Genomic DNA, 23,796 nt, shown 5'->3' on the forward strand with positions numbered 1-23,796 from the left:
ATGCTCTAGAACCCGCCACAACCAATCCCGGCTCGCCACTCATCGTGGCGGGCTTTTTCGTTACTCCAGCCAGCAAGACCATGATTCGCCTCGACAATATCAGCAAGCAGCACGGCCACCAGATCCTGTTCATCGACGCCTCGATGGGCCTCCAAAAGGGGGAGAAGGTGGGACTTGTCGGGCCCAACGGCGCCGGCAAGTCGACGCTTTTCCGCATGATCAAAGGCGAGGACAAGCCCGACGACGGCCTGGTGACGATCGATCCCGGCATGACCATCGGCTATTTCAGCCAGGATGTCGGCGAGATGTCGGGCCAGAGCGCGGTCGCCGCGGTGATGGACGGCATCGGCCCGGTGAGCGCGCTCGTCGCCGAGATGGCGCAGCTCGAGGCCGCGATGGTCGACCCCGACCAGGCCGACGACATGGAAGCCCTCGTCGAGCGCTATGGCGAGGTGCAGCACCGTTTCGAGGAGCTCGACGGTTATGCGCTCGACGCCCGGGCGCGCGAGGTGCTGGCGGGCTTAAGCTTCAGCCAGGAGCGCATGGACGGCGATGTCGGTCTTCTCTCCGGCGGTTGGAAGATGCGTGTGGCGCTCGCCCGCATCCTGCTGATGCGGCCCGACGGCATGCTGCTCGACGAGCCGAGCAACCATCTCGATCTCGAAAGCCTGATCTGGCTGGAAGCCTTCCTCAAGAACTATGAGGGCGCCCTGCTGATGACGTCGCATGACCGCGCCTTCATGAACCGCATCATCGGCAAGGTCGTGGAGATCGACGGCGGCGCGCTCACCACCTATTCGGGCGATCTCGATTTCTACGATCAGCAGCGCGCGCTCAGCGAAAAGCAGCGCCAGGCGCAGTTCGAGCGCCAGCAGGCGATGCTCGCCAAGGAGATCAAGTTCATCGAGCGTTTCAAGGCGCGCGCCTCGCATGCGGCGCAGGTGCAGAGCCGGGTGAAGAAGCTCGACAAGATCGAAAAAGTGGAGCCGCCGCGGCGCCGCCAGGCCGTCCAGTTCGAATTCCGCAGCCCGCCACGCTCAGGCGACGACGTGGCGAGCTTCAGGAATGTTCACAAGGGTTATGGCAGCCAGCCGATCTATCAGGGCCTCGATTTCCAGGTGCGCCGCAAGGAGCGCTGGTGCGTGCTGGGCGCCAATGGCGCGGGTAAATCCACGCTGCTGAAGTTGGTGGCGGGCGCCACGGAGCCGGACGCGGGCGCGGTGACGGTCGGCGCCAATGTCAGGATGGGCTATTTCGCCCAGCACTCCATGGACCTGTTGGACGGTGACGACACAGTCTTCGAGTCACTCGACCAGTCTTTCCCGCATGCCGGGCAGGGCGCGCTGCGCACGCTGGCCGGCTGCTTCGGCTTCTCGGGCGATGATGTCGAAAAACCCTGCCGGGTGCTGTCCGGCGGCGAGAAGGCGCGCCTCGTGATGGCCAAGATGCTGTTCGACCCGCCGAATTTCCTGGTCCTCGACGAGCCGACCAACCATCTCGACATGGCGACGAAGGAGATGCTGGTAGGCGCGCTGGCCGACTTCGAAGGCACCATGCTGTTCGTGTCGCATGACCGCCATTTCCTGGCCAAGCTCTCCAACCGCGTGCTGGAGCTGACGCCCGACGGTGTTCATCAATATGGCGGGGGGTACACGGAATATGTGGCCAGGACCGGCCAGGAAGCGCCGGGGCTGCATCCGGGCGGGTAAGCGTGATGGCCAGGCTTCGGTGCCATAGCCACGAGGTGGTGGGTGCCACGTTGCCAGCCGCGACGGGATACTTAAGGAGGCCCCAAGTTGGATCGTTGATGCATCGAACTGCCACCTAAGTGGAAGCAGGAAATACGCTGTCTCCGCCTTTCGGTGGAACCTAGGGTAGTGGCGCCGATACTCGGCGGAGTTTTGGCCTCGCGGTCCATGCGAGCAAAGCGGACGTTGTCCGGCCAGAGGGACATCCGCAGGTCCGGCCTCAATTCCGCAATCTGACAGGCCTTTGTAGGCCGCTCATCGCCCAGACCGCCAGCGTCTTGATTAAAATCATGATTTATCAAGTGAAATGAACCTTCAGAAGCTCGTTACCTGAGATAGCCTCGCATCCGGTATGACGATGCTTCTTGTCGCGATTGCGAAACGCGTATACCGTCGTACGCCAGGTGAAGTTTTTCCAAAGGTTTGGACTTGTCGAATTGATCGATGCGGTGTTTCTGAAGCGCTTTCCGGAAAGGTGATCCAGTTCGCCGCACTTTCAATGTCTGTTGCAAGTCTACCGATCTGATAACAGCTTGATTGTCGCCAAAAGGAGTAGGGCGGTGCCTACGTACGAACTAGTAATCACCGATGTTACTCGGTACGGCTCGTTGTTCTGCGTCGCAGGCTGGGATTTGAAGAATGGTGGGATGATACGTCCGGAGCCCTCGACGGCGAATGCCAGTGTCGAGGCATCGCGGTTCTGGGGGGAGAAAGACGCTGGACCTGGCAAGTTCTTCGCGGTTGGTAATATCGTGAAATTCGACGCGGTATCCGCACCCGCCAATTTCCCTTTTCCTCACGCGACCGAAGATCGCATTTTTGTCGCTGGGAACAACTCCGCGATCTTGGCTCAAAAGTCTAATGCTCAAGTTGCGCAGCTAGTGGTTGCAGGGGTTTCTAGCTCCGTGAACGAAGCATTTGGAGGCCATCTTCACCGAGCTCATTCAGGCAAAGCATATGTAATGGCTGGTCAGCAGACACATTCGTTAGGTGCGATTGAGATCGCACCGGGGTTAATCTCATTTTATGAGGATAATTCATCTCCCGGCAAACGACGGCTCCGGGCCTTAATTAGGACGAACGGTATTGAGTATGACCTTTCGGTTCCCGCAGATGCGGCCAGAGAGCGTTTCTTGGCAAGTGGGGTTGCTGCACTAAGAACTGATGCACAAGCAAGTAAGCAATTGCATATTCGTCTTGGGCTGTGCCGTCCATTCGCCGCAATGCCAAATTTTTGTTATGCGCAAGTGAATGGCGTCTATTTTTTATAGGAATCTATTGGAGCGAAGCGCGGGCGTTAGGAACTTCAGCCGGGTGGCGCTTTGAGGGAAGTTGGCATTCTTCAGCATGGGATTGTAAGGTATACTTCTGTTGGGATCGAGATCGAGTCAGATGAGCGGCAGTTGCGAGCAAGAGGCGTGGGCGGATTCGGCCATTGAGGTTTTAACGATTGGACATTCTACGCTGTCGTATGAGGAGTTCTTAGGACTCCTGCGTCAAGCTTCTGTCACAGCGATCGCGGATGTGAGGAGTGCGCCATTTTCACGTCATTTTCCGCATTTCAATCGCGACTGGCTCCGTAGTGAACTTCGCCTAGACCAAATTGCTTACGTCTTCCTTGGTGAGGAACTAGGGGGGCGCCCTAAGGGCGGGAAGTTCTTTGACAATGGGATAGCGAATTATGAAAGAATGGCCGAGACTGAGGTGTTTGCGGATGGACTAAAACGTATCGTCGACGGCGCAAAGAAATACCGAATCGCTCTCATGTGTTCGGAGCATGATCCACTCGATTGTCACCGTTGCCTTTTGGTCGGTCGTGCGCTTCACGAGCGTGGAGTTGTAGTACGGCATATTCTAAACGATGGACAGATTATCAGTCATCGGCAGATCGAGGCGCGGCTAATGAAAGTATCGGGCAAGAGTGATGTTGATCTCTTTGAATCTCCGGCGAAACGGCTTGCTGCCGCGTATCGTGATCGAGCGACTAGGGTGGCATTTGTCGAGCGCAAGGACGAGCCTTCCAAATCTGCAATTCTGGAGTAAACCGCTTGGATAGAACAAATTTGGCGACAATTGGTTTTACCAAAACAACAGCCGCCCGATTTTTCGAACGAATAAAGAAAGCTGGGGTGAAGAAGGTTATTGATGTTCGATTGCACAACACGTCGCAATTGGCTGGCTTTGCAAAAGCAGAAGATCTGGCGTATTTTCTGAGAGAGATCTGTGGTGCTGAATATGTCCATCAACCGCTTTTGGCACCTACAGACAACATTCTAAAAGCATTCAAGAGAGATAAGGGTGACTGGGATGTTTACCAGAAAGCTTTCCTTGGGCTGATGGAAGAACGCCAAGTGGAGGCAGCGTTGAATCCGACAATGTTTGAGAATGCATGCTTGCTGTGCTCCGAGGCTGCGCCCCACCATTGTCATCGACGACTTGTATGCGATTATCTCAATATTAGGTGGTCAGGAATTTTGAGTATTCGTCATCTGTAAGAGTTCTGTCCGAGATTGACTTGATTAAAGTCGCGGATGATCTTTGCTAGGTTCGTTTAATGTAGTTCCTCTTCCGCCAAGGCCTTGTCCAGTGCAGTCAGCAATGCTTCCCTCGAATTCATTGCGTGTTGAGCCTGATCGGATAACGCATGGAACCAAACCCACAGTGATCCAGTCATTTCATTGAAGTTGTCCAGCTTAAAGCGTACAGGTGTTAACACAAATTGGATCTTCCAGTTATAGTCTCTTGATTTTGCCCTGAGCCGTTTTGCAATTGCGAATGCAAATCGCGTATAATCATCGGGGGTACAACTTGCGTATTTCGTGCTCATAACTTGAATATAGCCGCCAGCAGTATGGAGAGTTGCATCGTGATCCGGTGCCTTTGCGCCAAGATCGCAGCCTATTGTGAAAAGAGGCGATTTGAGGCCCGATAGATTCCCAAGGAGTTTTCCCATCGCAGAAGATTTGCTTCCTTCAGGAATTTTGGCAGCAAGATCAGGGCGTCCACGAACATCGACAAAGCCGTAATTTCTGCGAATTTCGTCAAAAATAGGGGCGTATGGAACAGTCATTCCTTCCCTGCTCATCTCGACATCGAACTCGAGCATGACTAAGTCGCAGGTGTCTTGAGTTTGATCACGCTTTCATCGCGTGGCTTGCGGTTGCCGGTGCCCCAGGAATTCTCGATCTTTCCTATTCTGGCTAGTGAAACGCAAATGTCCTTAATGTTGGTCTCACGCAGCATAAAGGGCTGTAACAAGTGACCGAGGACGTTTGTGAAGGACATTGGATTGCCTGTTGAGAGTGTTCTCAATAATTCGCTTGATGCCAGTCTCATCTGCTCTTCGACAATGTCGTCAATCGTTGATTCTTGCATTGTGGCCTGGTACCCCGAGAATAGATCTTGTATAAGTGTCTGGTCCTCTCTTTTTCTTTCTTTGGCGTTCGCCCGATTTTTCTCGTGTTGGCGAAGTGCTGCGTACTCCGTCTCTCGAAAGGTCTTTAGCCCCTGAATGCTCTTGGTACCGTAAGCAATAAAGAAATGAGGGCGGTCAGTGGTTGCTTTGTCAATCTTGGTGGAAATCACAAACTGAAAATTTCCAGTAGATTTAAGAGTTTCACGAAATAGTTTTTCTGTAGCAATCCCGCGATCAAGATGAGGATCGAGTCGGTCGCGCCACCCTGGGCCGCCCAAGATTGGTTCAAGAGACGCGATTGTGTTTTCGTCGTCGCTGTGAACGAAGCGATCAACAAAGGCATACATGAAGTTGATTAGCACCTCACATTTGGATCGCGTAAACAGAGGTCTGATTTTATTGAGGGGGTAACCTGTCCAGCCGGTTGGATCGATAAAGATCAAAGGGAATGAGCTTCCTATGTAGGATTGTATTTCGCTAACGGCGTCCTCAAAATTTCCATAATAGGTTCTAATCTCAAAGCCTTGGTCCGGTCTATGATAAGATGCCACTGCCTGTCTGAGTTGCGCAAATGCTCTAGAATTATTTTCGGAGAAGAAGCAGCGGATTTTCCGAAGCACTCCAGTACGCTCAAAATGCTGCTTCTGAGCGTCGAGCAAAACTGAGATAGCAATCATAAAAGAGGAGTCGCTGAAATCTACGGTGGCTGATTCCCAAGGGCCGGAAAAGCCATCAACGTACGTGATATCCTGAAAGGATAGAACTTTAAACGCGAGCGCCTGAAGGTACCGCTTCAGGATGAAGTGTTTTGCTTGCGTCTGTTCGCGACCTAAGTAGGGGGCGACCACGTCGTGTCTCGTTTTCACTCAGTACGGACCGCCTCGCTTGTCGGAGTGGCAGCGGCTATGTGTGGATATTGGTTCCACTCGCGTCCTTTTAGGAGGCGCCCACCCGATTTAGGGCGAATGCCGCCCCATTGCTTGAAAAAGAATGCCACTTGTGAAGCACGACATTGGTCACGTATCTCAATAGCCCATTCCTCTGCCATTGGACGCGCATGCGGTCCACTTTCGCCTCCCACAATCGCCCAATCGATACCCGTTAAATCAACTTCACCAACCGGACCAAGGAGAGGCTCGAAAGATACGAATTTAACGGAAGCTTGAGCTTTCTGTAGGTGCCTTAGTCGAACAAGATTTTTTTCATCTTCAACTGAAACACCCAACCACAAATGTTTTGGAGCTAGACCGTTTCCGTATCGATGGCGGAGGTATTTTACCAGGAGCGAACTTCGCTTGGTTAAGATCTGGTAGGTATGCCAGTTAGCCCCTTCCATGGTATCAAAGACAGCATCAATGAACGGGAGTGGAATTTCCTTGTGAAAAAGGTCGCTCATTGAATTAACGAAGATGCGACGCGGTGTGCGCCACGAAAGTGGTTGCCTTAGTCTCTCAGGGCGCAGGGTAAGGTCAAAGCCACTCTCGAACGGATGACCGGGAACCCCGCGAAAGCGTTCAGAGAAGCGCTCGGCGTAACAGAAGTCGCAACCACGGGTAAGTTTGGAGCACCCAGTAACGGGGTTCCAGGTCGCGTCTGTCCATTCGATTTGCGTAGAAGCCGCCATAAACTGATCCTAGAACAGAAATAGAACATTTGCGAGGGAAAAAATGAGTCTATGCCCAAAAAACCGTCGCGTATCATTTCCTTGCCGAGGCGTGATCGCGTCTCAAAACTGGGCCAATCGAAGACTTAGTTGATTTTCAATGTTGCACGAACAAGTTCTAACTATTGGTAAAGTTCAGAGACAATCTACACGACGCTGATGAACACTTTTTGATCCCCGGTTCAGGCCCGCGATACCACGCAGAGTCGCCCAATCCCCCTCATGATCGCGCATCTGACGAGCAGCTCGGACGCTCTGTGGCCGACTAGGATATAGGGGCCTCGCGCTTCATGATCGCGGCCGCGGATCACGTCTTGTAGCTCTTGTGCTGTTCATGCATCGCGGCTTCGCCCGCGTCCGACGCCGCGACCCATTCGGGATCGGGCGCGGCGTCCGACACGTAGCTGTCGTTCCAGTTCCACCATGTATAGGGGCGGGAATTACTGGGACAGTGCACTAAACCGACCGGGCGACACACTGGCCGTTGTTGCAGCCATTGAGCTCACTGTCACCATGATCGAAGCATCATGATCATCACTGCCGCACCGGCTCGATGACCGGAAATGCCCCTCGGAATGACGGTATTCTTGGCACGGTCACTCGACTTGGTTGCCGCAAGGCATGCCGACGCGCCGGATGTCAATTATACCACCCGCGCTCCGCGCTATAGAGAAAGACCTGCTTTCCCTTCCCGTTGAGGGGGAACTTTATCCCCCGCTTGCGGTCTTTGAAGCAAGCGATGCCGAATTCGTATTTCAGGAATTCTCCGGGCTTCGAGGGGGGCGGCTCCGGCCTTGCGCATCTTCTCCCAGTCGGCCGCGGTCGGCTCCAGCGTGGTCGCCATTTCGCGGGCCTAGGCTATGAACTTCTTCCAATCCGCCTCGGTGCATTTTTTCGTGTCCTTGACGTTCTTCATGACGGCCAAGGCGAGCTGGACATTCATGCCCCAGAGCTTCGTATCGACGAAACGGGATTGCGCCAGCGCCGGTTTTGATCCGAGCACAAGCAAGAGTGCTGCTGCCAGTAATCTCATCGGTGCTGATCTTCCGGGCCGCGATCGGAAACAGTTCATGCTGGCATCGTTGTGCCGCCCTGTTGCCACCCGCTTGAGAGGTGCGCCGGCGCGCATGGGGAGGGCCCTCGACGGACTGACGGGATCGGCTACACTCCGTGTGTGGAAATCGAATTCCGGAATCGCTTGTCAGGGAGGGAGACCCATGTCGGGAAAATTCGTCATCGCCAAGGAGGTCGAGGCTCAGGTCGAGGATTGGGGCACGCTCCGCTGGCTCAGCAATCCGCCCGGCACCGGCGCCCGCCAGCTCACCGTCATCTATGTCGGCCTCGCGCCCGGCAAGGGGCACAATTTCCATAAGCACCCCGATCAGGAGGAGGTGATCCTCGTCGTCGCCGGAACGGTCGAGCAGTGGGTCGATCGCGAAAAACGCATCCTCGGCCCCGGCGACTCCGCTTTCATTCCGGCCGGCGTCGTGCATGCCTCGTTCAATGTCGGCCAGAGTGATGCGAAGATCGTCGCCATCTTAGGTCCATGCGTCGGACCGGTCGGCTATGAGCTGGTCGATGTCGCCAGTGATGCGCCGTGGAAGACGCTACGTGCATGAAGGTTGTATCAGGCCGGTAGGCGCCCCTTGATGGCATTGGCGCGGGCTTCATAGGTGATCCGCCCGTCACTGTCCGTCGGCAGGCGCGCTTGCACGCCACGCTTGAGTGTCAGGGCGTCGGCGGAGGAGAGCGCGGAGATCGTGGGCCCGAGCGACGGCGACTTCATGCTCGTCCGCCACCAGTCGTCGAAATCGGCAAAGGTCCGGTGTACGGTGATCTCGCGCGTCTCGATGTCCGCCAATCCGGCACCTCGCCACAGATCGAGCATGGCGTCCCGGCGTGACGCCTCCCTTTGCGGCGGGCGCGGCGCGTTCAACCCCATGGCGCGCATCTGGATGAGGAGCGGCTCGAGCGGAAAGCCGCCGCCCGGCATGTCCCACATATAAGCGGCGACGATGCCGCCCGGCCGCACCACGCGAACCATTTCCGCCACACCTTTGACGGGTTCCGGGACGAAGACGAGGACGAGCGCCATGATGGCGGCGTCGAATCTGTCGGCCGGGAAGGGAAGCGCCATCGCATCGCCCAGGCGGAATTCCGTCCCGCGCGCGGCGGGCCGCGTGCGGGCAAAAGCGAGCTGCCCTTCGGAGGGATCGATGCCGTGAACCTCCGCCGGAGCGCAGCGCTCGACCAGGAGCTCGGTGAAGGCACCATTGCCGCAGCCGACATCGATCCAGCGCAAGGCCACGGGCGGCGCCAGCCAGTCGAGGAAGATCGCGCCGGCGGACCGGCTCCAGACCCCCATCATCTGCTCATAAGCGGCGCCGTCATCGAAACGGATCGTTTGTTCGCTCATCGGTGGAGTCCTGCGATGGCCTGTCGGTTTCCTCATCGCACTGTAGGACAGCATAGGCATGCCGGGAAGCCGGAGAAATCCGGCGCTGCGGTGGCTCAGGGGACGATCCGGGAACCGGTGTGATGGTTCCCGACGGATGTCAACTATACCATCCACGCTCCGCGCTATAGAGATAGATCTGCTTCCCCTTGCCGTTGAGCGGGAATTTTATCCCCAGCTTGCGGTCTTTGAAGCAGGCGACACCGAATTCAAATCTCAGGAATTCTCCGGGCTTCGAGGGGTCGGCTCCCGCCTTGCGCATCTTCTCCCAGTCGGCCGCGGTCGGCTCCAGCGTGGTCGCCATTTCGCGAGCCTTGGCGATGAACTTCTTCCAATCCGCCTCGGTGCATTTTTTCGTGTCCTTGACGTTCTTCATGACGGCCAAGGCGAGCTGGACATTCACCCCCCAGAGCTTCGTGTCGACGAAGCGCGATTGCGCCATTGCCGGCGCAGACGCCAGCACGAACAAGAGTGCCAATGCCAGTATTCTCATCGGTGCTGATCCTCCGGGCCGCGAACGGAAACAGTTCATGCTGGCATCGTTGCGCTGGCCTGTCGCCACCCGCATGGGAGGTGGGGGCGCGGTTTATCGGATAGGGCCGGGAGGCGCACCGGGGCTTCGGTGAGGGTACAGTTGTTGCCACGGCGACCGGCCCGCCTTCAGGAAGGCACGCGCAGACCAGTTGGCGCATTTCGCTGCGGCCGACGAGGGGAGACCGGCCGTCGGCTAGTCGGGGTTGGGGCACGACTTGCAACTCCGCCTCGGTGCGGCCTGCTGGCCAAGACGCAGACTTCGCGATAATGTCGCCGGGATAAGGGAGGGGACGGCCATTCAATCTCTGCCCCTGGCACATCCGGACGAAACGGCGCCCAAGGCGGAGACGGCGACACCGCTCGCTTACGCCATAGCGGTGTTCGGCTGGCTGCTGTCGGCCGGCGTCTATATCGCCGCGAAATGGGCCGGCCCTGAAATGCCGCCCTGGACGCTCTGCTTCTCACGGCTGGCACTCGCCTGCCTCATCCTTCTGCCGATCGTGCGCCCGCATCACGGCAGGATGGTCGCTTTGCTGCGCTCGCGGGCGGTCGAGGTGCTCATCATCGGCGCCATCGGCCTCGCCTTCTGCCAGGGCACGATCTATGTCGGCCTCAACTACACCGATGCCACGACCGCCGGCATCGTCATGGCGCTGTCGCCGGTCATGACGGTGGTGCTGGCCCATTTTGTGCTCGGCGAGCCGCTCGGCCTGTGGAAAACCCTAGGCGCGCTCATCGCCCTTATTGGGATGCTGGTGATCGTAGCGCATGGCGACCTCGCCGCGCTGCTCGGCTTGCGGTTCAATATCGGTGAGCTGTGGATCGTCGGCGCAGCTTTATGCTGGGCCGTCTATACGGTGCTGCTGCGCCGGGCCAAATTCGGCCTCGAGCTCTTGCCGACGGTCGTCCTGCTGCTGGGGGCAGGGGCGCTGGGCGCCCTGCCTCTCGCTCTATGGGAGCTTGCTTCCGGCAAGCACCTGGCCCTCGAGGCGACCGGACTCCTGGCGCTCGCTTATATGGCGGCACCCGGCGGCGCGCTCATGTATTACATCTACAACCGCAGCGTCGCGGCGCTGGGCGCCGGCCGCGCCGGCATGATGCTCTATCTGCAGACCGTGTTCGTGGCACTCCTCGCTTATCTGTTTCTCGGCGAGAGCCTGCATGGCTACGACCTCGCCGGCGCCGCCTTCATCGTCGCCGGCCTGGCACTCGCCGCCATCAAGGTGAAGCCGTCCCGCGCCGAGGCGGCCGCCGCCAAGTGATGCCGACGCCGCTCAACGACCTCTATTTCCTATGGTATGTCGCCGAATGGCTGATCAGGTTCGCTGCACTCGCCGTCGTGCCCCTCAGGCGGTCACCCGCCGCGGCCGCCGGTTGGCTGCTCCTCATCTTCTTCATCCCGGGGCCTGGCCTGCTTCTCTATCTCCTGATCGGGCGGCCCCGCTTTCCCATTGCGCGGCAACGCCGCAGCCACGAAGTGCGGCCTTTCATTGCAGATGTTACCCAGCGATTGGAGGAAAGCGGTGCCGGCCGTGACGACGACGAGGTCGCGAGATTCGCACAAAGCCTGGGCCGCCTGCCGTGCACCGGTGGCAACAGCGTCGAACTGATCGACGACTATGACGGTTTCATCGATCGCCTGACGGCGGACATCCGCCAGGCGAAGCGAACGGTCGATATCCTGGTCTACATCTTTGCCGATGACGCGGTCGGGCAACGTCTCGCCGCCGAGCTCGCCCAGGCGGTTCACCGCGGCGTGCGCTGCCGGGTGATGTTCGACGCGATAGGGTCGCATCGCTGGCGCCGCGGCACCTTGCGGCTGCTGCGCAGTGCTGGCGTCGAGGTTCGCGAGGCGCTGCCGGTCCGCTGGCTCCGGCGCCGCGACCGCGCCGATATGCGCAATCACCGCAAGCTGTTCGTCATCGACGGCGCGATCGGCTATGCGGGGTCGCAAAACCTCGTCGCCAAGGATTTCAGGCCAGGCGTCGTCAACCGTGAGCTGGTGGCGCGGGTTGGCGGCCCCGTGGTGGCCGCCATGGCCGCCGTTATTTCCGCCGACTGGTCGATGGAAGACAAGGGGCCGCCGCTTCCGTCACCGGTGGTCATTCCCGCCGCTGAGGGTGGAGCACGGTTGCAGCTTTTGCCCAGCGGGGCCGATTATCCCCTGGAGGGCTTTGAAACGCTGCTGGTCTGGCAGATCCACAGGGCGCGCCAACGGGTCGTGCTGGTGACCCCTTATTTCGTGCCCGATGAGGATGTCATCGGCGCCTTGCGCAGCGCCGCCACGCGCGGCGTGGTCGTCGATCTCGTCGTATCGGCGGTGGTCGACCAGCAGATCGTTCACCTCGCGCAATGCTCCTATTTCGAGGAGCTGCTGGTGGCGGGCATTCGCATTCACCGCTATCGCGGCTTCCTGCTTCATGCCAAGAACGCCAGCATCGATGGCGAGCTTGGCGTCGTCGGCTCCAGCAATGTCGACCTGCGCTCCTTCCAGCTCAACGAAGAGGCAAGCCTGCTTCTGTACGATGCCGACGCGATCAAGCGGCTGCAGGCCATTCAGGGCGACTATATTGCCGCCAGTGATCCGTTGCAGCTCGCGGCATGGCGCACCCGCCCGCGCCGGCAAAAGCTCCTGGAGAATATCGCCCGGATCATGAGCCCCTTGCTCTAGCCCGATAGAGTGGGCGTGATCTCACAATCTTTCCCCCTCTCCCGTCCGCAGGATGGGAGAGGGTGCCCGACAGGGCGGGTGAGGGCTCTTCCTTGGCAAAGGAATATCCCTCCAAACCATCATTTGCTTCGAGAAAGAGCCCTCATCCGCCCTTCGCGCACCTTCTCCCATTGCTTCGCAACGGGCGAAGGGGAAACGTGGAGGGAGCTCCCGGTTCTCTCATGCCTTCACAAGATCTCATATGCGATAGCCCTGGGTGGGGAGGGAGTCCTCATTCTGGCGCGCTACGATCGCGGCTGCAGGTCACGTCTTATAGCTCTTATGCTGCTCATGCATCGCGGCGTCGCCCGCATCCGACGCCGCGACCCATTCGGGATCGGGGGCGGCATTCGGCACATAGCTGTCGTTCCAGTTCCACCAGGTATAGGGGCGGCCCTGCGGCCAGCCGGCGGGTGACTCCTCCCACGCTTCCTGCCGGCCGAGCGGCGTCATGTCGAGATAGCTCCACACGGTGCCCATCACCTCATCGCCGCGCCCATTGATCAGATAGGTGCGGAAGACGCGCTCGCCGTCATGGATGAACGCATTGTGGCCGTGCCATTCGCCGACCTCGAAATCGGCGTCGAAACTGTCGGTGAGCGTGTACCAGGGAATATGCTGCCACCCCATCTTCGCCTTGATCCGGGCGATGTCGGCTTGCGGTGCACGCGAAACGTAGACGAGGGTGGTGTCGCGGGCATTTATGTGGGCGAGGTTCGAGACCTGATCGGCGACCATGGAGCAGCCGACGCAGGCATGATCGGGCCAGCCATGCACGCCCGGCTCGAAGAAGGCGCGATAGACGATCAGCTGCCGCCGTCCGGCGAACAGATCGTAGAGGCCGACGCGCCCTTCCGGCCCGTCGAACTTGTAGGGCTTCGTGACTTCCATCCACGGCATGCGCCGGCGCTCGGCGACCAGCGCGTCGCGCGCTTTCATCTGTTCCTTCTCCTTGGCCAGCATCACCTTCCAGGCGCGCTCCCATTCGGCTTGCGATACGATCGGCGGCAGGGTTTCCGGCAATGCGCCGCTCTTGGTGTCGGTGTCCGATTTCGGTTTCGAGGACATGATATGACTACCTCCGGTTTGCTGTGAGCCACGAGATCATCCGGGCCTCCGGATGAGATATGAACGGGCCGTCCTGGTCTCCGGTTCCACATATGACCGCCCATTAGGCGGATCCGGCCCGGGCCGTTCTTCTGTCGACTACCCTAAGCGCATCGCGGCGGGTGAGGGGAGTAACAAGCCTGGCGGGAACTCGCGCTGGGGATGAAGTCTCCACCGCCCCCAACTAAAGCCTAATGGTGACGACGGTGCATCCGGGCCGATACTCCCGCGCGTCGTTGAAAAGGTGCCCCCATGTCGCCGGATGTCGCCGCTTCATTCGCTTTGGTCATCCTGATGGCGCCGATGGCCTATTTCCTACTGGCGTCGCCGAGCTTTCTGTTCGTGAAGCTCGACATCCCGCCGGTGGCCAAGCTCTTGCGCGGCATGTTTCATGGTTATTTCATCGCGCTGGCCATTGCCGGTGTGGTCGGCACGGTGGGCCTCGCTGTGGCGGGGCGGACGGCGTTCCTCATCGGCATCGGGGTCATCGCCTTCGCGATCCTGGCGCGCCGCTGGTTCCTGCGCCGGATCGATGCTGAGCTTGGTGCAGAGCCGGCTGGCGCTGGCGGTATGGCGCGCGGGCTGCGCCGTCTGCATGTGGCCGGCATGTTGTGCAATGCGGTGCAGTTCGTCGCGGTCGTGGGATGTATCCCTTACATCATGGGTGCGCCGGCCTGATCGGCCTCATGCGTTGAGCGATCTCGGCCCGCTGACGAACGGACTGCCCTTCAGATAAAATCGTAAGACACGGTCCGCATCCTTTGAAATGCCGATCCGCGTGCTCTTCCCGATCTTGCCGGCTTCGTCGTCGCCGTGCTCGAGCCACAACGGGCCTTTCCGGCACAGGTCGATCCCATCGAGGCGAAGATCGATCTTGAGCGCGGTGGCGAGTCGCCCAGGCCCCCGCGCCAGGTCGCGCACCCGCTCGATACCGCGATTACGCTGCATGATCGCGATGCCGTCGACCGGCTCGAGCGCTCTGATCAGGACACCGGTGCCGGTCCCGGCCGCCTCGCTCGATACATTCAGCATGTTCGAGACGCCATAAGCGACATAGACATAAGCATGCCCGTGTTCGAGAAACAGCGACCGGTTGCGCCGGGTCATTCCTCGAAACCCGTGCCCGGCGGCGTCGCCGACGACATAGGCCTCGGTCTCGACGATCCGGCCGCTGGCAAGGCCGTCGGGCAGGGTTCGCACCACCATCTTGCCGATGAGGTAGCGGGCGAGGGCGACGGTGTCGGTGGGCAGATCAGCGCGCGCGATCGGCAGAGGAGCCTCCTTCGGAATGATGATCGAGGATACTGTACCTGAACATGCGGCCGTGGGATCATCCGGAAACATAAACCAACGCGTGTCGGCGGGTACAGGGAGAAGAACATGCAGCTATTGGTGACGGGGGCCACCGGCAAGGTCGGCCAGGCGCTGATCGCCCGGCTAGCGCGTGGAAATGCCGCCGCGCCGGTGAAGATCCGCGCTCTGTGCCACAGCCGCACGCTGCCGGAGACGGACACCTTGTCGGTGATCAAGGGATCGATCGCCGACCGCGCTGTCTGCCGCGCCGCGCTCGAAGGCGTCACCCATGTCGTCCACCTCGCCACCTGCAAGGAAATCCCCGAGGATGTGATGGACGTGACGGTCAAGGGCCTGTTCTGGCTGCTCGAGGAATTCCGCGACAGCCCGACGGCGCAGCGTTTCGTGCTGATCGGCGGCGATGCGGCGGTCGGCCATTTCGTCTACCGCCATGACGGTCCCGTCACCGAACATACGCCCCATATGGCCTATCCCGGCTGCTACGCGCTGTCGAAGGTGCTGGAGGAGGTGATGGTCCAGCAATATGGCATCCAATACGGCATCGACTGGTGCTGCCTCAGGGCGCCGTGGATCATGGAGAAGGACGATTTCCGCCACACGCTCTCCTTCGGCGATGATGTCTTCGGCGGCCCCGACTGGAAAACGATGGTGACGCCGGAGGAGGCGGAAGCCTGCCGCGCCGCGGGCGCCGTGCCGCTGCTTCAGGACGCCGACGGCACGCCGGTCAAGCGCAACTTCGTCCATGTCGACGATCTGGTCGAGGCGATCATACTGGCGCTCACCGCCAAGGCGGCGCGCCAGCGCCTCTACAATATCTGCATGGACGAGCCGGTCGATTATCAACTCGTCGCCGATCATCTGGCCCGTACGCGTGGCCTGCCGGCGCAGCCGATCCGCTCGCCCTTCTTCAGCACCTGGATGGACAACAGCCGCGCCAAGGCCGAGCTCGGCTGGCGCCCGGCCTATGATACGCGCCGGCTCATCGACGCCGCCTGGGACTATCAGCGCGCGCCCGGCGACCCGCGCCGCGTGTGGTATCCGGGCTGAGGGGCGACTCTTGATCTGCCGGCCGGGCGACGTTAGGAATCGGTGAGGCCACAGGGGAACTATCAATGGCGATCTCACGCCGCGCTTTCGTGACATCCGCGCTCGTTTCGGGGCTGCTCGCCGGCAACCGTGAAGCGTCGGCGCTGGCGGGCGAGCCGTTCCCGGTCTTCGAATCGGACGCCAAGGAAATTCCCTATAAATTCCGCCGGCGCAGTGTGGACTATGTGACCAGCGAGCCGCCGGGCACGATCATCGTCGAGACGGGGCCGAAATTTCTCTATTACGTCGAGGGCAACGGCCAGGCGACGCGTTACGGCGTCGGCGTCGGCAAGGCCGGCCGGACCTGGCATGGCGAGGCGACGATCGGGCGCAAGGAGAAATGGCCGATCTGGGTGCCGACGCCCGAACATCTCGCCGAATTTCCCGACATGGCCAAATACATCCACGGCATGCCGGGCGGGCGCGACAACCCGATGGGGGCTCGGGCTCTTTACCTCTATCAGGGCGACGTCGACACGGTGATCCGCATCCATGGCGCGGTCAAGCCGACGCTCATCGGCAAGAAGACCACCGCCGGCTGCATCAGCCTGATCAATATCGACATCATCCATCTCTATGAGCGCGTCGAGCTCGGCGCCAAGGTCGTGATCCTGGCGCCGGCCTGATCGGGTTGCCGACCGGCGACCTGTTTCACCCAAACGACGACATGCGGCACGATTGCCAAGCGCGAGTGCCGCGGCTACTTACGGCCTGTCAGAGTATTCGCGCCGCCCGTGATCGGCGCGATGATAGTTGCGAGGCGAGATGATACGGCGGCGGGACGTGTTGGCAGGGCTCTTGGCCGGATCATTTGGCGCCGGGATGCCAGGTGGATCGAGGGCAATGACGGCGGAAGAGATGGCGGAGCGCATGCGTGACTACCAGCGGAAGGCTCTGGATAAATTTCCACTGAAGCTGATCGAGACGACAGGCGACAAGGCTCTGGCCAAATGGCAGGAACTGAAAGCGGCGGGTCAGGGCTCGCCCATTATTCTGGCGGGTGACGAGACGGGTGCGCTCGGCAATATGCTGAATCCCTTCGGCCCTGATGCGCCGGAAGAGCCGGCGCCCGTCGACGACATCCTCAGGCTGGCTGCCGGCATCGAATTCCCGGCCGATCTCGTCAAGCAGCGAAAGGCCGAGTCGGAATTCTTCCTCCAGCAGTTCAAGAAGGATCTCGCCGCAAAACCCGACATGTCGCTGCCACGTATCACCCAGACGGATGGCGTTACGACACGGACCCTCTCGCGGGAGGAGGTTCTCGCCGCGATGGAGAGCGAGCCCGAAGAACCGCCGCTCGGCGAATGGCCGGCCAAGCCGGAACCCTCCATCGGGCTTTCCGTCGCGCGCAACATCCTCACCGGCGTGCCGTTGCCGAAGGTCTATGTCGGCATCGCGCCGACAGGCGATGGGACGGCCATTCCGGCCTATCTGCGCTGGGGCGGGTGGAATGAATGCCCGGCGGCCGAATATCATGTCGCCGCCATGCGAGGCTGGCGCGACCGCTACGGCGCCGAGCTCGTCGGCATGAGCGACGATACGATCAATTTACGCGTCGCCAGCCGGCCCAAGACGCGGGAGGAGGCGCTGGCGCTTGCCCGCGAGCACTATATCTACTGTGCCGATGTCATCGACCAGGGCTTCCCGTCCTATAGCGCGCTCGCCGCTTATCTTATGGCGAATGACTGGTGGTATTTCTGGTGGGACTGAGGTCGTCGCCGCGATAGCGGCGCGCTGCGCTGGCTATTTTGTCGATAATCGCGATTTCCAGTGGAAACCTTTCAGGACTTGCGACACAGAGATGTGTCCACCAACCAACACCATCTCCAGGCAGGTCCCATGTCCCTCGATCCCGCGGCGCTAGGCGCTGCATTTCCGCGCGATTTTCTCTGGGGCGTCGCGACCGCCGCCTATCAGGTGGAGGGCGCCCTCACCGAAGACGCGCGCGGTGAATCGATCTGGGACCGCTATCTGCGCGCACCCGGGCGCGTCATCGATGGCAGCGACGGGTCGGTCGCCGTCGACCACTATCATCGCTGGCGCGAGGATATCGCCATTATGTCCGGGCTCGGCCTCGGCGCCTATCGTTTCTCCTTGTCCTGGTCGCGTATCCAGCCGTCGGGCAAGGGGCCGGCGAATGAGGCCGGCCTCGCTTTCTATGACCGGCTCGTCGACGGCCTGTTGGAACGCGGCATCGATCCTGTCGTCACACTGCTGCACTCCGACATGCCGGCGGCCTTGCAGGACGAGGGCGGCTGGCTGGCCCGGGATACCAGCCGGCACTTCGCGGCCTTCGCCGACATCGTCGCGCGGCGGTTGGGCGACAGGGTGAAAAGCTGGTTCACCGTCGCCGAGCCTTATACGGTGATGCGCCACAGCTTCGTGCTGGGCGACCACGCGCCGGGTCTGTGGCTTGCCACCGGCGCGGCGCTGCCGGTCATGCATCATCTGCTGCTCGGCCATGGCCTCGCCACCGCCGCGATCCGCAGTCACGCGCAAGCCCGGATCGGCCTCACCAATCATTCCTCGCCGACACGTCCCGCCTCGGGCGCTCCGGCCGATGTCGCCGCGAACGCCTGGTTCGACGCCTTGCGCAATCATATGGTCACCGACGCCATTCTGCTCGGCCACTATCCCAAGGAAGTGGAGACGCTGCCGGGTGCCGACTGGTCTGCAATCCACGCCGGCGACTTCGACATCATCAAAACGCCGGTCGACTGGCTCGGCCTCACTTATTTCCATCCCTATGTGACCGGTGCGCCGAAGACCGGCGAAGCGGCGGTGCGCGAGCCCTTCGAGCCCCTGGTGACGGGTGGCGATCCGCAAACCACCATGGGCTGGCCGATCGTGCCGTCGGGGCTCGGGGATATCCTCACCGATCTCCGCGCCCGTTATGGTGACAGGCTGCCGCCTCTGGTTGTCACCGAGAATGGTTGCTCGCTCACCGATGAAATAACCGCGGACGGCCGCGTCGATGATCCGTTGCGCATCGACTTCCTGGCCGGCCATTTGAATGTGATCGCCGATGCGCTCCGCGCCGGCATCCGTATCGAGGGTTATTTCATCTGGTCGTTCCTCGACCATTTCGAATGGGATCTGGGATACACCACGCGCTGGGGCATCGTGCATGTTGACTTTCCAACACAGCGCCGCACCCTCAAAGCCAGCGCCCACTGGTATGGCCGCCTGATCGAGGCCTGGCGGTCGGGAGTTTAGATTCACGGTTCATCAAGCACGATCGGTATCGCGCGCTCCGAATGTCCACCTCGGTCGTAGTTTCGCGTGTCATTTTAAGGCAGTTTTAAACGGTGCGGCGCGATGGTCGCGCCGGGGCGTAAGAAACTGAGTGTATTGGGATGGTCACCGTAAATACGAGCGCATCCGCGGCGCTTGCGGTCCTGCAGATATTGACACCCCGGACCGGGGCGGATGCCGTGGCCAAGGCGCCGGCTCAAGCCGCCGCGCCGGCCAGCACCAGGCCGAGGCTCTCTGCCGGGTTCTTCGATGCCCTGACCAAAATCTCCGAAACGGCGCGCGCCGCGGCGAAGCTGGCCGACCTGCCGCCCGAGCACGCCGACAAGCTCAAGAGCTTTGGCGCCGACACCGCCATCCGCACCGCGAAACCCGCCATGAACGACGCGGAATTCCAATCCACCGTCATGTCCCATATCGGTGAGAGTTGGACCGGGCTCGAAGGCTTCGACGCAGCGCTCGCCAACGGTACGGTGAAGATCGAGCGCGCCGCCGACGTCGCGGGGCTTGGCTACGAGACCATCCAATATGACATGTTCAAGAACGGCAGCCAGATCGGCAGCGCTGGCTGGGACACGATCGACCGGAGCTTCTATGACGCCCAGACCGCCAAAGGTGTCAGGCAGGGAATAGGCTCGATCAACGGCCAGGATTATTACGTCACCTGGTGATGAGAGGGCTGCGAGACGGCGGACCGACGCCGGCCCCGCAGCTCTCTCTGCTCATTTACGCGCGTGAGAAAATCCCGGGTGAGACGAGCCACTTCATCGAGATTGGTCTCGAGCAGCCAATGCCCGCCATCGAGCAGATGTAATTCGGCATTCGGCAGATCGCGCAGATAGGCGCGCGCCGAGGCTTCCGGCATATAGCCGTCCTGCGGCCCCCAGACGATCAATGTCGGCGGCTGATGCGCGCGCAGATAGGCCTGATAATGCGGAAACCAGGCGAGATTCTCCTTGAGACCGGCGATCACATCGATGGCGATCTCGCGCCGCCGCGGCGTCGTCAGCGCCCAATGCAGCTTCCATAGATCGGGCGGAATGCGTTTTGCCAGCTCAGGTCGCACATCGTTCAGGAACTCGTCTTTGTACCCGTCCTCGCTCACCGCGTCGCCGAGCTTGTCGCGGCCCTCTGGCGTGGGGTTGGCGAAGTACTCTTTCAGAGGTTCGTATTTGGGGCCCAGCACATCCTCATAGATATCGCCGTTCTGGATGATCAGCGCGGTGATGCGCTCGGGCTGCTCTATCGCCAGACGCAGGCCGATCTGTGACCCGAAATCATGCAGATAGAGCGCGAACCTGTCGAGTCGCAGACGATCGGCGAAGCGTCCGAGAAACGCGGCATAGCCATCGAAGTCATAGGCGAAGTTTTCCGGCGTGTCGCTGTAGCCACAGCCCGGAAAATCGGGCGCCACGAGCCGCCAGCGGTCGGCGAGCAGCGGCAAGAGATTGCGGAATTCGTAGGACGAGCAGGGATATCCATGCGGAAGCAGAAGCGCGGGCGCGTTTCTGGGCCCGGCCTCCCGGTAGAAAATGCCGACCCCGTCGAGATCGATATGCCGATGTGTCACGGACGCTGAGGAAAGCATGCTCTCTGTCTCGCTCCTGCGGGTTCCCCTTTAACAACGCGTCACGCGCGCCAGGGTTCCGCCGCGAGCCCGGCCTCATCGCCGGCTCCGCCCGACCATCGCCAAGATCACCTCGTTCAATTCATCCTGCGCCTGCCGCGCCGTGATCTCGCCATTCACCGCTGCCTGGGTCAGGGCGTCGCCGGCGCCGAGCATGGCCCAGAAGGCCGATGGCGCGATGCCTTTCTCGCCGGTGAAGGGGCCTAGCGCATTTCGGCATTTTTCGATGAAGACCAACTGATAGTCGCGCTTCACGGTGGCGAGCTCGGGTGAGCCGGCAAGCGCCGCCACGACGCCGGGGATCTCGCGGCCCTGGGCCAGCACGCAGTCCACATAGGAATTGGCGATCACCCGCGCGGTGTCCGCCAGCGTCGGCGCGCGCGCCGCCAGCGCCGCATCGATGATCGCCGTCTGGCGCGCATCGAAGTCGAGATAAAGCGCGATGAGAAGGCCGTTGCGCGTGCCGAAATGATCATAGACCACCGGCTTGGTGACGGCCGCTTCCTCCGACAGGCGCGGCAGCGACAGGGCATCGGTGCCTTCCGCGCGCACCAGCCGCCATGACACGTCGAGAAGCTGGCGCAGGCGGTCCTCGCGATTGAAGCGCACGCGTTTCGGCGGAGCAGGGTTTTTTCCAGGGCGGCTTGACATCTCTATATACCAAACGTATGTTACTTTTAGTATATAGTAGTCACCCATCACTTTCAACCGCCCCGCCGGTTCATCGCCGCGGGCTCGAGCGGCGCGTTCCGGCGCGCCCGCCGGCAGAGGATTTTGCCCGATGATCGATGCGTCCTATTCCCCCTCCGCCGACCGCAAATCCTGGGCCGGCCTCCTGGCCGTGCTGCCGCTCGTCCTCATCGTGGCGATGGACGGCTCCATCCTTTATCTCGCCATGCCGCGCGTGACCGCGGCGCTGCTGCCGACCGCCGACCAGGCGCTGTGGATCCTCGACATCTACGGCTTCGTCGTCGGCTCGCTGCTCATCACCTTCGGCAATATCGGCGACCGTTATGGCCGCCTCAGGCTCATCATGACGGGAGCGGTGATCTTCGGCCTGGGCTCGCTCGCCGCGGCCTTCGCGCCCTCGCCTCTGGCCCTCATCATTGCGCGCGGCCTGATGGGTCTTGGCGGCGCCACCTTGCTGCCCTCCGGTCTCGCCATCGTCAGCGCGCTGTTCCCCGATCCGCGCGCGCGTGCCCGCGCCATCGGCATCTTCGCCGCCACTTTCGCGGCGGGCTTCGCCATCGGCCCGCTCATTGGCGGCATGCTGCTGCGCCACTTCGACTGGGGCGCGGTGTTCCTCATCAATATTCCCGTCGTGGCGGGCTTCCTTATCGCGGCGCCCGTCCTGCTGCGCGAGGTGCGCGCGACGACCTATGGCCGCATCGATGTCGCGAGCCTCGCGCTGTCTTTCGCCGGCATTCTGCTCTTCACCTGGTCGCTCAAGACGGCCGCCGCTTACGGTTTCGGCGCGGCGCAATCCGTGAGCGGGCTCTTGGGCCTCGCCGCTTTGGCGCTGTTCCTGCACCGTCAAACCCGCATCACCCATCCGCTGCTCGATCTCGGCCTCTTCCGCGATCCGATCTTCGCCATCGCCATTCTGACCGGGTTCCTGCCGCTCGTCGTCTGGTCGGCGCTCGGTTATCTCTCGGGCATCTATCTCCAGTCGGTGCTGGGCTTCGATGTCTTCCTCGCCGCTCTGCTCACCGCGCCGGGCGCGCTCGTCCTGACGGCGGCTTGTATCGGCACGGCAGGCATCGTCGAGCGTATCGGCCGCCGGAACGCGCTCATCGCCACCCATCTCCTCATCAGCGTCGGCGTGTTCCTGCTGCTGTTCGCCGGCAGCGAATCCGGTGTTGCCGTCTTCATCGCTTCGACGGTGATCGCCGGCTTGGGGTATGGCCTGTCCTTCAGCCTCGTCGCCGAGATCGCCGTGTCGGCGGTGCCGGCCGAGCGGGCAGGGGCGGCGGGGTCGATCGCCGAGACCAGCAATGAGATCGGCAATGCGCTCGGCATCACCTTGCTCGGATCATTGGCGGCGCTGAGCTTCCGCCTGCTCGGACCCGGTGTCGCCGGCACGCTCGATGAAACGTTGGGCCGCTCGGGCCTCGCGCCCGAGACGATCCTCCAGGCGAAGGAAGCGTTCCTCACCGGCCTCCATGTGGCGGCGGGGGTGGGCGGTCTGCTGACGCTCGTGATGGGTATCGTCGCGTGGCTCTGGCTGCCCCGGAGAGTGCTCTAGAAGCGGAATGTCCAGAACAGGCAGGCGAGTGTCGCGGCCAGAAACGCGGCGAAGCCAATGACGCGCAGAAGTGTGCTCCGTCCGAGCTCGTTCAGGAAGAAATGACAGCCGGCCACGGCGAGCGGGAAGATGAAGCGCCAGTCGGCGAGCGCCCACAGGACGGAGGTCTGGCCGAAGGCGGCTCTGGCCAAGAGCACGCCGACGATCGTCCCGAATAACACGACGGTGGTCCAGAACACCGCCTCGGTCGCGTTGTGATAGAGGAAGGCCGCCGCGCGCATGGGCAGGATCATGAGCAGCAGCGCCGAGAAGAAGTAGATCGCCGCCAGCGGAACGAAGGTCGCCGCCGTCGCCAGATCATCGAGCCGGCGGAGGCCCATCGCTCCTTGCGGATAGCCCTGCCGGCTGGCGAACAGGCTCAGCGCGGCGAGAGCGGCGGTCAGGAGCGCGACAAGAACGACGGTCTGAAGAGCTTTGGTCATGGTGATTCCCCCACACCATCTGGTCGTAGCCGACGACCGTAAACCGAAGGTAACGATTGCCTTGGTTCGTCATCCCGGCGAAAGCCGCTATCGGATTCATACTTCTTGTGAGGCGGCCGAAATTTACCTCGCCCCGCGAAGCGGGGCGAGGGGAAGAC

Annotated in this window: 26 protein-coding genes; 14 read left to right on the top strand and 12 right to left on the bottom strand. The window is 61.1% G+C overall.

What is annotated here, in order from left to right:
- Positions 1-80: 80 nt before the first annotated feature.
- The 4 genes from JHL16_RS05455 (at position 81) to JHL16_RS05470 (ending at position 4,243) form a co-directional block, all read left to right on the top strand.
- Positions 81-1,709, top strand: coding sequence for an ABC-F family ATP-binding cassette domain-containing protein (locus JHL16_RS05455; protein WP_200183872.1), 1,629 nt, complete (start codon positions 81-83; stop codon positions 1,707-1,709).
- Between the two features lie 599 nt (positions 1,710-2,308).
- Entirely contained in the window at positions 2,309-3,019 is a 711-nt protein-coding gene (locus JHL16_RS05460; RefSeq protein ID WP_200183873.1) for a dual OB domain-containing protein, read from the top strand.
- A 121-nt stretch (positions 3,020-3,140) separates the two neighbouring features.
- Positions 3,141-3,791: a DUF488 domain-containing protein gene (locus JHL16_RS05465; protein WP_200183874.1), complete on the top strand. Its 651-nt coding sequence runs from the start codon at positions 3,141-3,143 to the stop codon at positions 3,789-3,791.
- A gap of 5 nt (positions 3,792-3,796) precedes the next feature.
- Complete coding sequence (locus JHL16_RS05470; protein WP_200183875.1) at positions 3,797-4,243, top strand: DUF488 domain-containing protein; 447 nt, start codon at positions 3,797-3,799, stop codon at positions 4,241-4,243.
- Between the two features lie 56 nt (positions 4,244-4,299).
- Here JHL16_RS05470 and JHL16_RS05475 read toward each other — a convergent pair whose 3' ends face one another.
- The 5 genes from JHL16_RS05475 to JHL16_RS05495 all read right to left on the bottom strand — a co-directional run bounded on the left by JHL16_RS05475 (position 4,300) and on the right by JHL16_RS05495 (position 7,859).
- Positions 4,300-4,854 (bottom strand): hypothetical protein, encoded by a 555-nt coding sequence (locus tag JHL16_RS05475; protein WP_200183876.1) that lies wholly within the window; start codon positions 4,852-4,854, stop codon positions 4,300-4,302.
- A gap of 2 nt (positions 4,855-4,856) precedes the next feature.
- Positions 4,857-6,011, bottom strand: coding sequence for a three-Cys-motif partner protein TcmP (tcmP, locus tag JHL16_RS05480; RefSeq protein WP_200183877.1), 1,155 nt, complete (start codon positions 6,009-6,011; stop codon positions 4,857-4,859).
- A 14-nt stretch (positions 6,012-6,025) separates the two neighbouring features.
- On the bottom strand, positions 6,026-6,787 hold the full coding sequence (locus tag JHL16_RS05485) for a DUF5131 family protein (protein WP_200183878.1): 762 nt from the start codon (positions 6,785-6,787) through the stop codon (positions 6,026-6,028).
- Positions 6,788-7,133: 346 nt separating this feature from the next.
- On the bottom strand, positions 7,134-7,283 hold the full coding sequence (locus tag JHL16_RS05490) for a hypothetical protein (protein ID WP_420884520.1): 150 nt from the start codon (positions 7,281-7,283) through the stop codon (positions 7,134-7,136).
- 396 nt (positions 7,284-7,679) lie between these two features.
- Positions 7,680-7,859 carry a hypothetical protein gene (locus JHL16_RS05495; RefSeq protein ID WP_200183879.1) on the bottom strand — a complete coding sequence of 60 codons (180 nt, stop codon included), beginning with the start codon at positions 7,857-7,859 and terminating at the stop codon, positions 7,680-7,682.
- A 184-nt stretch (positions 7,860-8,043) separates the two neighbouring features.
- On the opposite strand from JHL16_RS05495, the gene JHL16_RS05500 reads away from it, so the two are divergent.
- Positions 8,044-8,445 (top strand): cupin domain-containing protein, encoded by a 402-nt coding sequence (locus JHL16_RS05500; RefSeq protein ID WP_200183880.1) that lies wholly within the window; start codon positions 8,044-8,046, stop codon positions 8,443-8,445.
- Between the two features lie 8 nt (positions 8,446-8,453).
- On the opposite strand, the gene JHL16_RS05505 is transcribed toward JHL16_RS05500, so the two are convergent.
- Both JHL16_RS05505 and JHL16_RS05510 read right to left on the bottom strand, forming a co-directional pair.
- Positions 8,454-9,242: a class I SAM-dependent methyltransferase gene (locus JHL16_RS05505; protein ID WP_200183881.1), complete on the bottom strand. Its 789-nt coding sequence runs from the start codon at positions 9,240-9,242 to the stop codon at positions 8,454-8,456.
- Between the two features lie 139 nt (positions 9,243-9,381).
- Positions 9,382-9,774 (bottom strand): hypothetical protein, encoded by a 393-nt coding sequence (locus JHL16_RS05510; protein WP_200183882.1) that lies wholly within the window; start codon positions 9,772-9,774, stop codon positions 9,382-9,384.
- A gap of 337 nt (positions 9,775-10,111) precedes the next feature.
- Between JHL16_RS05510 and JHL16_RS05515 the strand changes: the two genes are divergently transcribed.
- On the top strand, positions 10,112-11,077 hold the full coding sequence (locus tag JHL16_RS05515) for a DMT family transporter (protein WP_420884526.1): 966 nt from the start codon (positions 10,112-10,114) through the stop codon (positions 11,075-11,077).
- Positions 11,077-12,486 carry a cardiolipin synthase gene (gene cls, locus JHL16_RS05520; protein WP_200184951.1) on the top strand — a complete coding sequence of 470 codons (1,410 nt, stop codon included), beginning with the start codon at positions 11,077-11,079 and terminating at the stop codon, positions 12,484-12,486. The genes JHL16_RS05515 and cls overlap by 1 nt, the downstream gene beginning before the upstream one ends.
- A gap of 303 nt (positions 12,487-12,789) precedes the next feature.
- On the opposite strand, the gene JHL16_RS05525 is transcribed toward cls, so the two are convergent.
- Positions 12,790-13,593 (bottom strand): DUF899 domain-containing protein, encoded by an 804-nt coding sequence (locus tag JHL16_RS05525; protein ID WP_200183883.1) that lies wholly within the window; start codon positions 13,591-13,593, stop codon positions 12,790-12,792.
- 291 nt (positions 13,594-13,884) lie between these two features.
- Here JHL16_RS05525 and JHL16_RS05530 point away from each other — a divergent pair, with 291 nt between their 5' ends.
- The gene (locus JHL16_RS05530; protein WP_200183884.1) at positions 13,885-14,310 is read left to right on the top strand and encodes a hypothetical protein; all 426 of its coding nucleotides are present in this window, start codon (positions 13,885-13,887) and stop codon (positions 14,308-14,310) included.
- 6 nt (positions 14,311-14,316) lie between these two features.
- Here JHL16_RS05530 and JHL16_RS05535 read toward each other — a convergent pair whose 3' ends face one another.
- On the bottom strand, positions 14,317-14,976 hold the full coding sequence (locus tag JHL16_RS05535) for a DNA-3-methyladenine glycosylase (protein WP_200183885.1): 660 nt from the start codon (positions 14,974-14,976) through the stop codon (positions 14,317-14,319).
- Positions 14,977-15,012: 36 nt separating this feature from the next.
- Here JHL16_RS05535 and JHL16_RS05540 point away from each other — a divergent pair, with 36 nt between their 5' ends.
- The 5 genes from JHL16_RS05540 (at position 15,013) to JHL16_RS05560 (ending at position 19,955) form a co-directional block, all read left to right on the top strand.
- Positions 15,013-15,993: an NAD-dependent epimerase/dehydratase family protein gene (locus JHL16_RS05540; RefSeq protein WP_200183886.1), complete on the top strand. Its 981-nt coding sequence runs from the start codon at positions 15,013-15,015 to the stop codon at positions 15,991-15,993.
- 65 nt (positions 15,994-16,058) lie between these two features.
- Positions 16,059-16,658 (top strand): L,D-transpeptidase, encoded by a 600-nt coding sequence (locus tag JHL16_RS05545; protein ID WP_200183887.1) that lies wholly within the window; start codon positions 16,059-16,061, stop codon positions 16,656-16,658.
- Between the two features lie 217 nt (positions 16,659-16,875).
- Positions 16,876-17,742: a DUF4253 domain-containing protein gene (locus tag JHL16_RS05550; RefSeq protein ID WP_246770813.1), complete on the top strand. Its 867-nt coding sequence runs from the start codon at positions 16,876-16,878 to the stop codon at positions 17,740-17,742.
- Between the two features lie 129 nt (positions 17,743-17,871).
- Positions 17,872-19,248, top strand: coding sequence for a GH1 family beta-glucosidase (locus JHL16_RS05555; protein WP_200183889.1), 1,377 nt, complete (start codon positions 17,872-17,874; stop codon positions 19,246-19,248).
- Positions 19,249-19,388: 140 nt separating this feature from the next.
- Positions 19,389-19,955, top strand: coding sequence for a hypothetical protein (locus JHL16_RS05560; protein ID WP_200183890.1), 567 nt, complete (start codon positions 19,389-19,391; stop codon positions 19,953-19,955).
- On the opposite strand, the gene JHL16_RS05565 is transcribed toward JHL16_RS05560, so the two are convergent.
- Both JHL16_RS05565 and JHL16_RS05570 read right to left on the bottom strand, forming a co-directional pair.
- Positions 19,940-20,872, bottom strand: a complete 933-nt coding sequence (locus tag JHL16_RS05565; protein WP_200183891.1) for an alpha/beta fold hydrolase — start codon at positions 20,870-20,872, stop codon at positions 19,940-19,942. The two genes, JHL16_RS05560 and JHL16_RS05565, sit on opposite strands and share 16 nt — an antisense overlap.
- Before the next feature lie 75 nt (positions 20,873-20,947).
- Positions 20,948-21,562 carry a TetR/AcrR family transcriptional regulator gene (locus tag JHL16_RS05570; RefSeq protein ID WP_200183892.1) on the bottom strand — a complete coding sequence of 205 codons (615 nt, stop codon included), beginning with the start codon at positions 21,560-21,562 and terminating at the stop codon, positions 20,948-20,950.
- Between the two features lie 130 nt (positions 21,563-21,692).
- On the opposite strand from JHL16_RS05570, the gene JHL16_RS05575 reads away from it, so the two are divergent.
- Positions 21,693-23,156, top strand: a complete 1,464-nt coding sequence (locus JHL16_RS05575) for an MFS transporter (RefSeq protein ID WP_200183893.1) — start codon at positions 21,693-21,695, stop codon at positions 23,154-23,156.
- On the opposite strand, the gene JHL16_RS05580 is transcribed toward JHL16_RS05575, so the two are convergent.
- Positions 23,153-23,638 carry a hypothetical protein gene (locus JHL16_RS05580; RefSeq protein ID WP_200183894.1) on the bottom strand — a complete coding sequence of 162 codons (486 nt, stop codon included), beginning with the start codon at positions 23,636-23,638 and terminating at the stop codon, positions 23,153-23,155. The genes JHL16_RS05575 and JHL16_RS05580 overlap by 4 nt on opposite strands.
- Positions 23,639-23,796: the final 158 nt, after the last annotated feature.

The organism is Taklimakanibacter albus (assembly GCF_016595235.1).
In the GTDB taxonomy this organism is placed as follows: Bacteria; Pseudomonadota; Alphaproteobacteria; order Rhizobiales; family Aestuariivirgaceae; genus Taklimakanibacter; species Taklimakanibacter albus.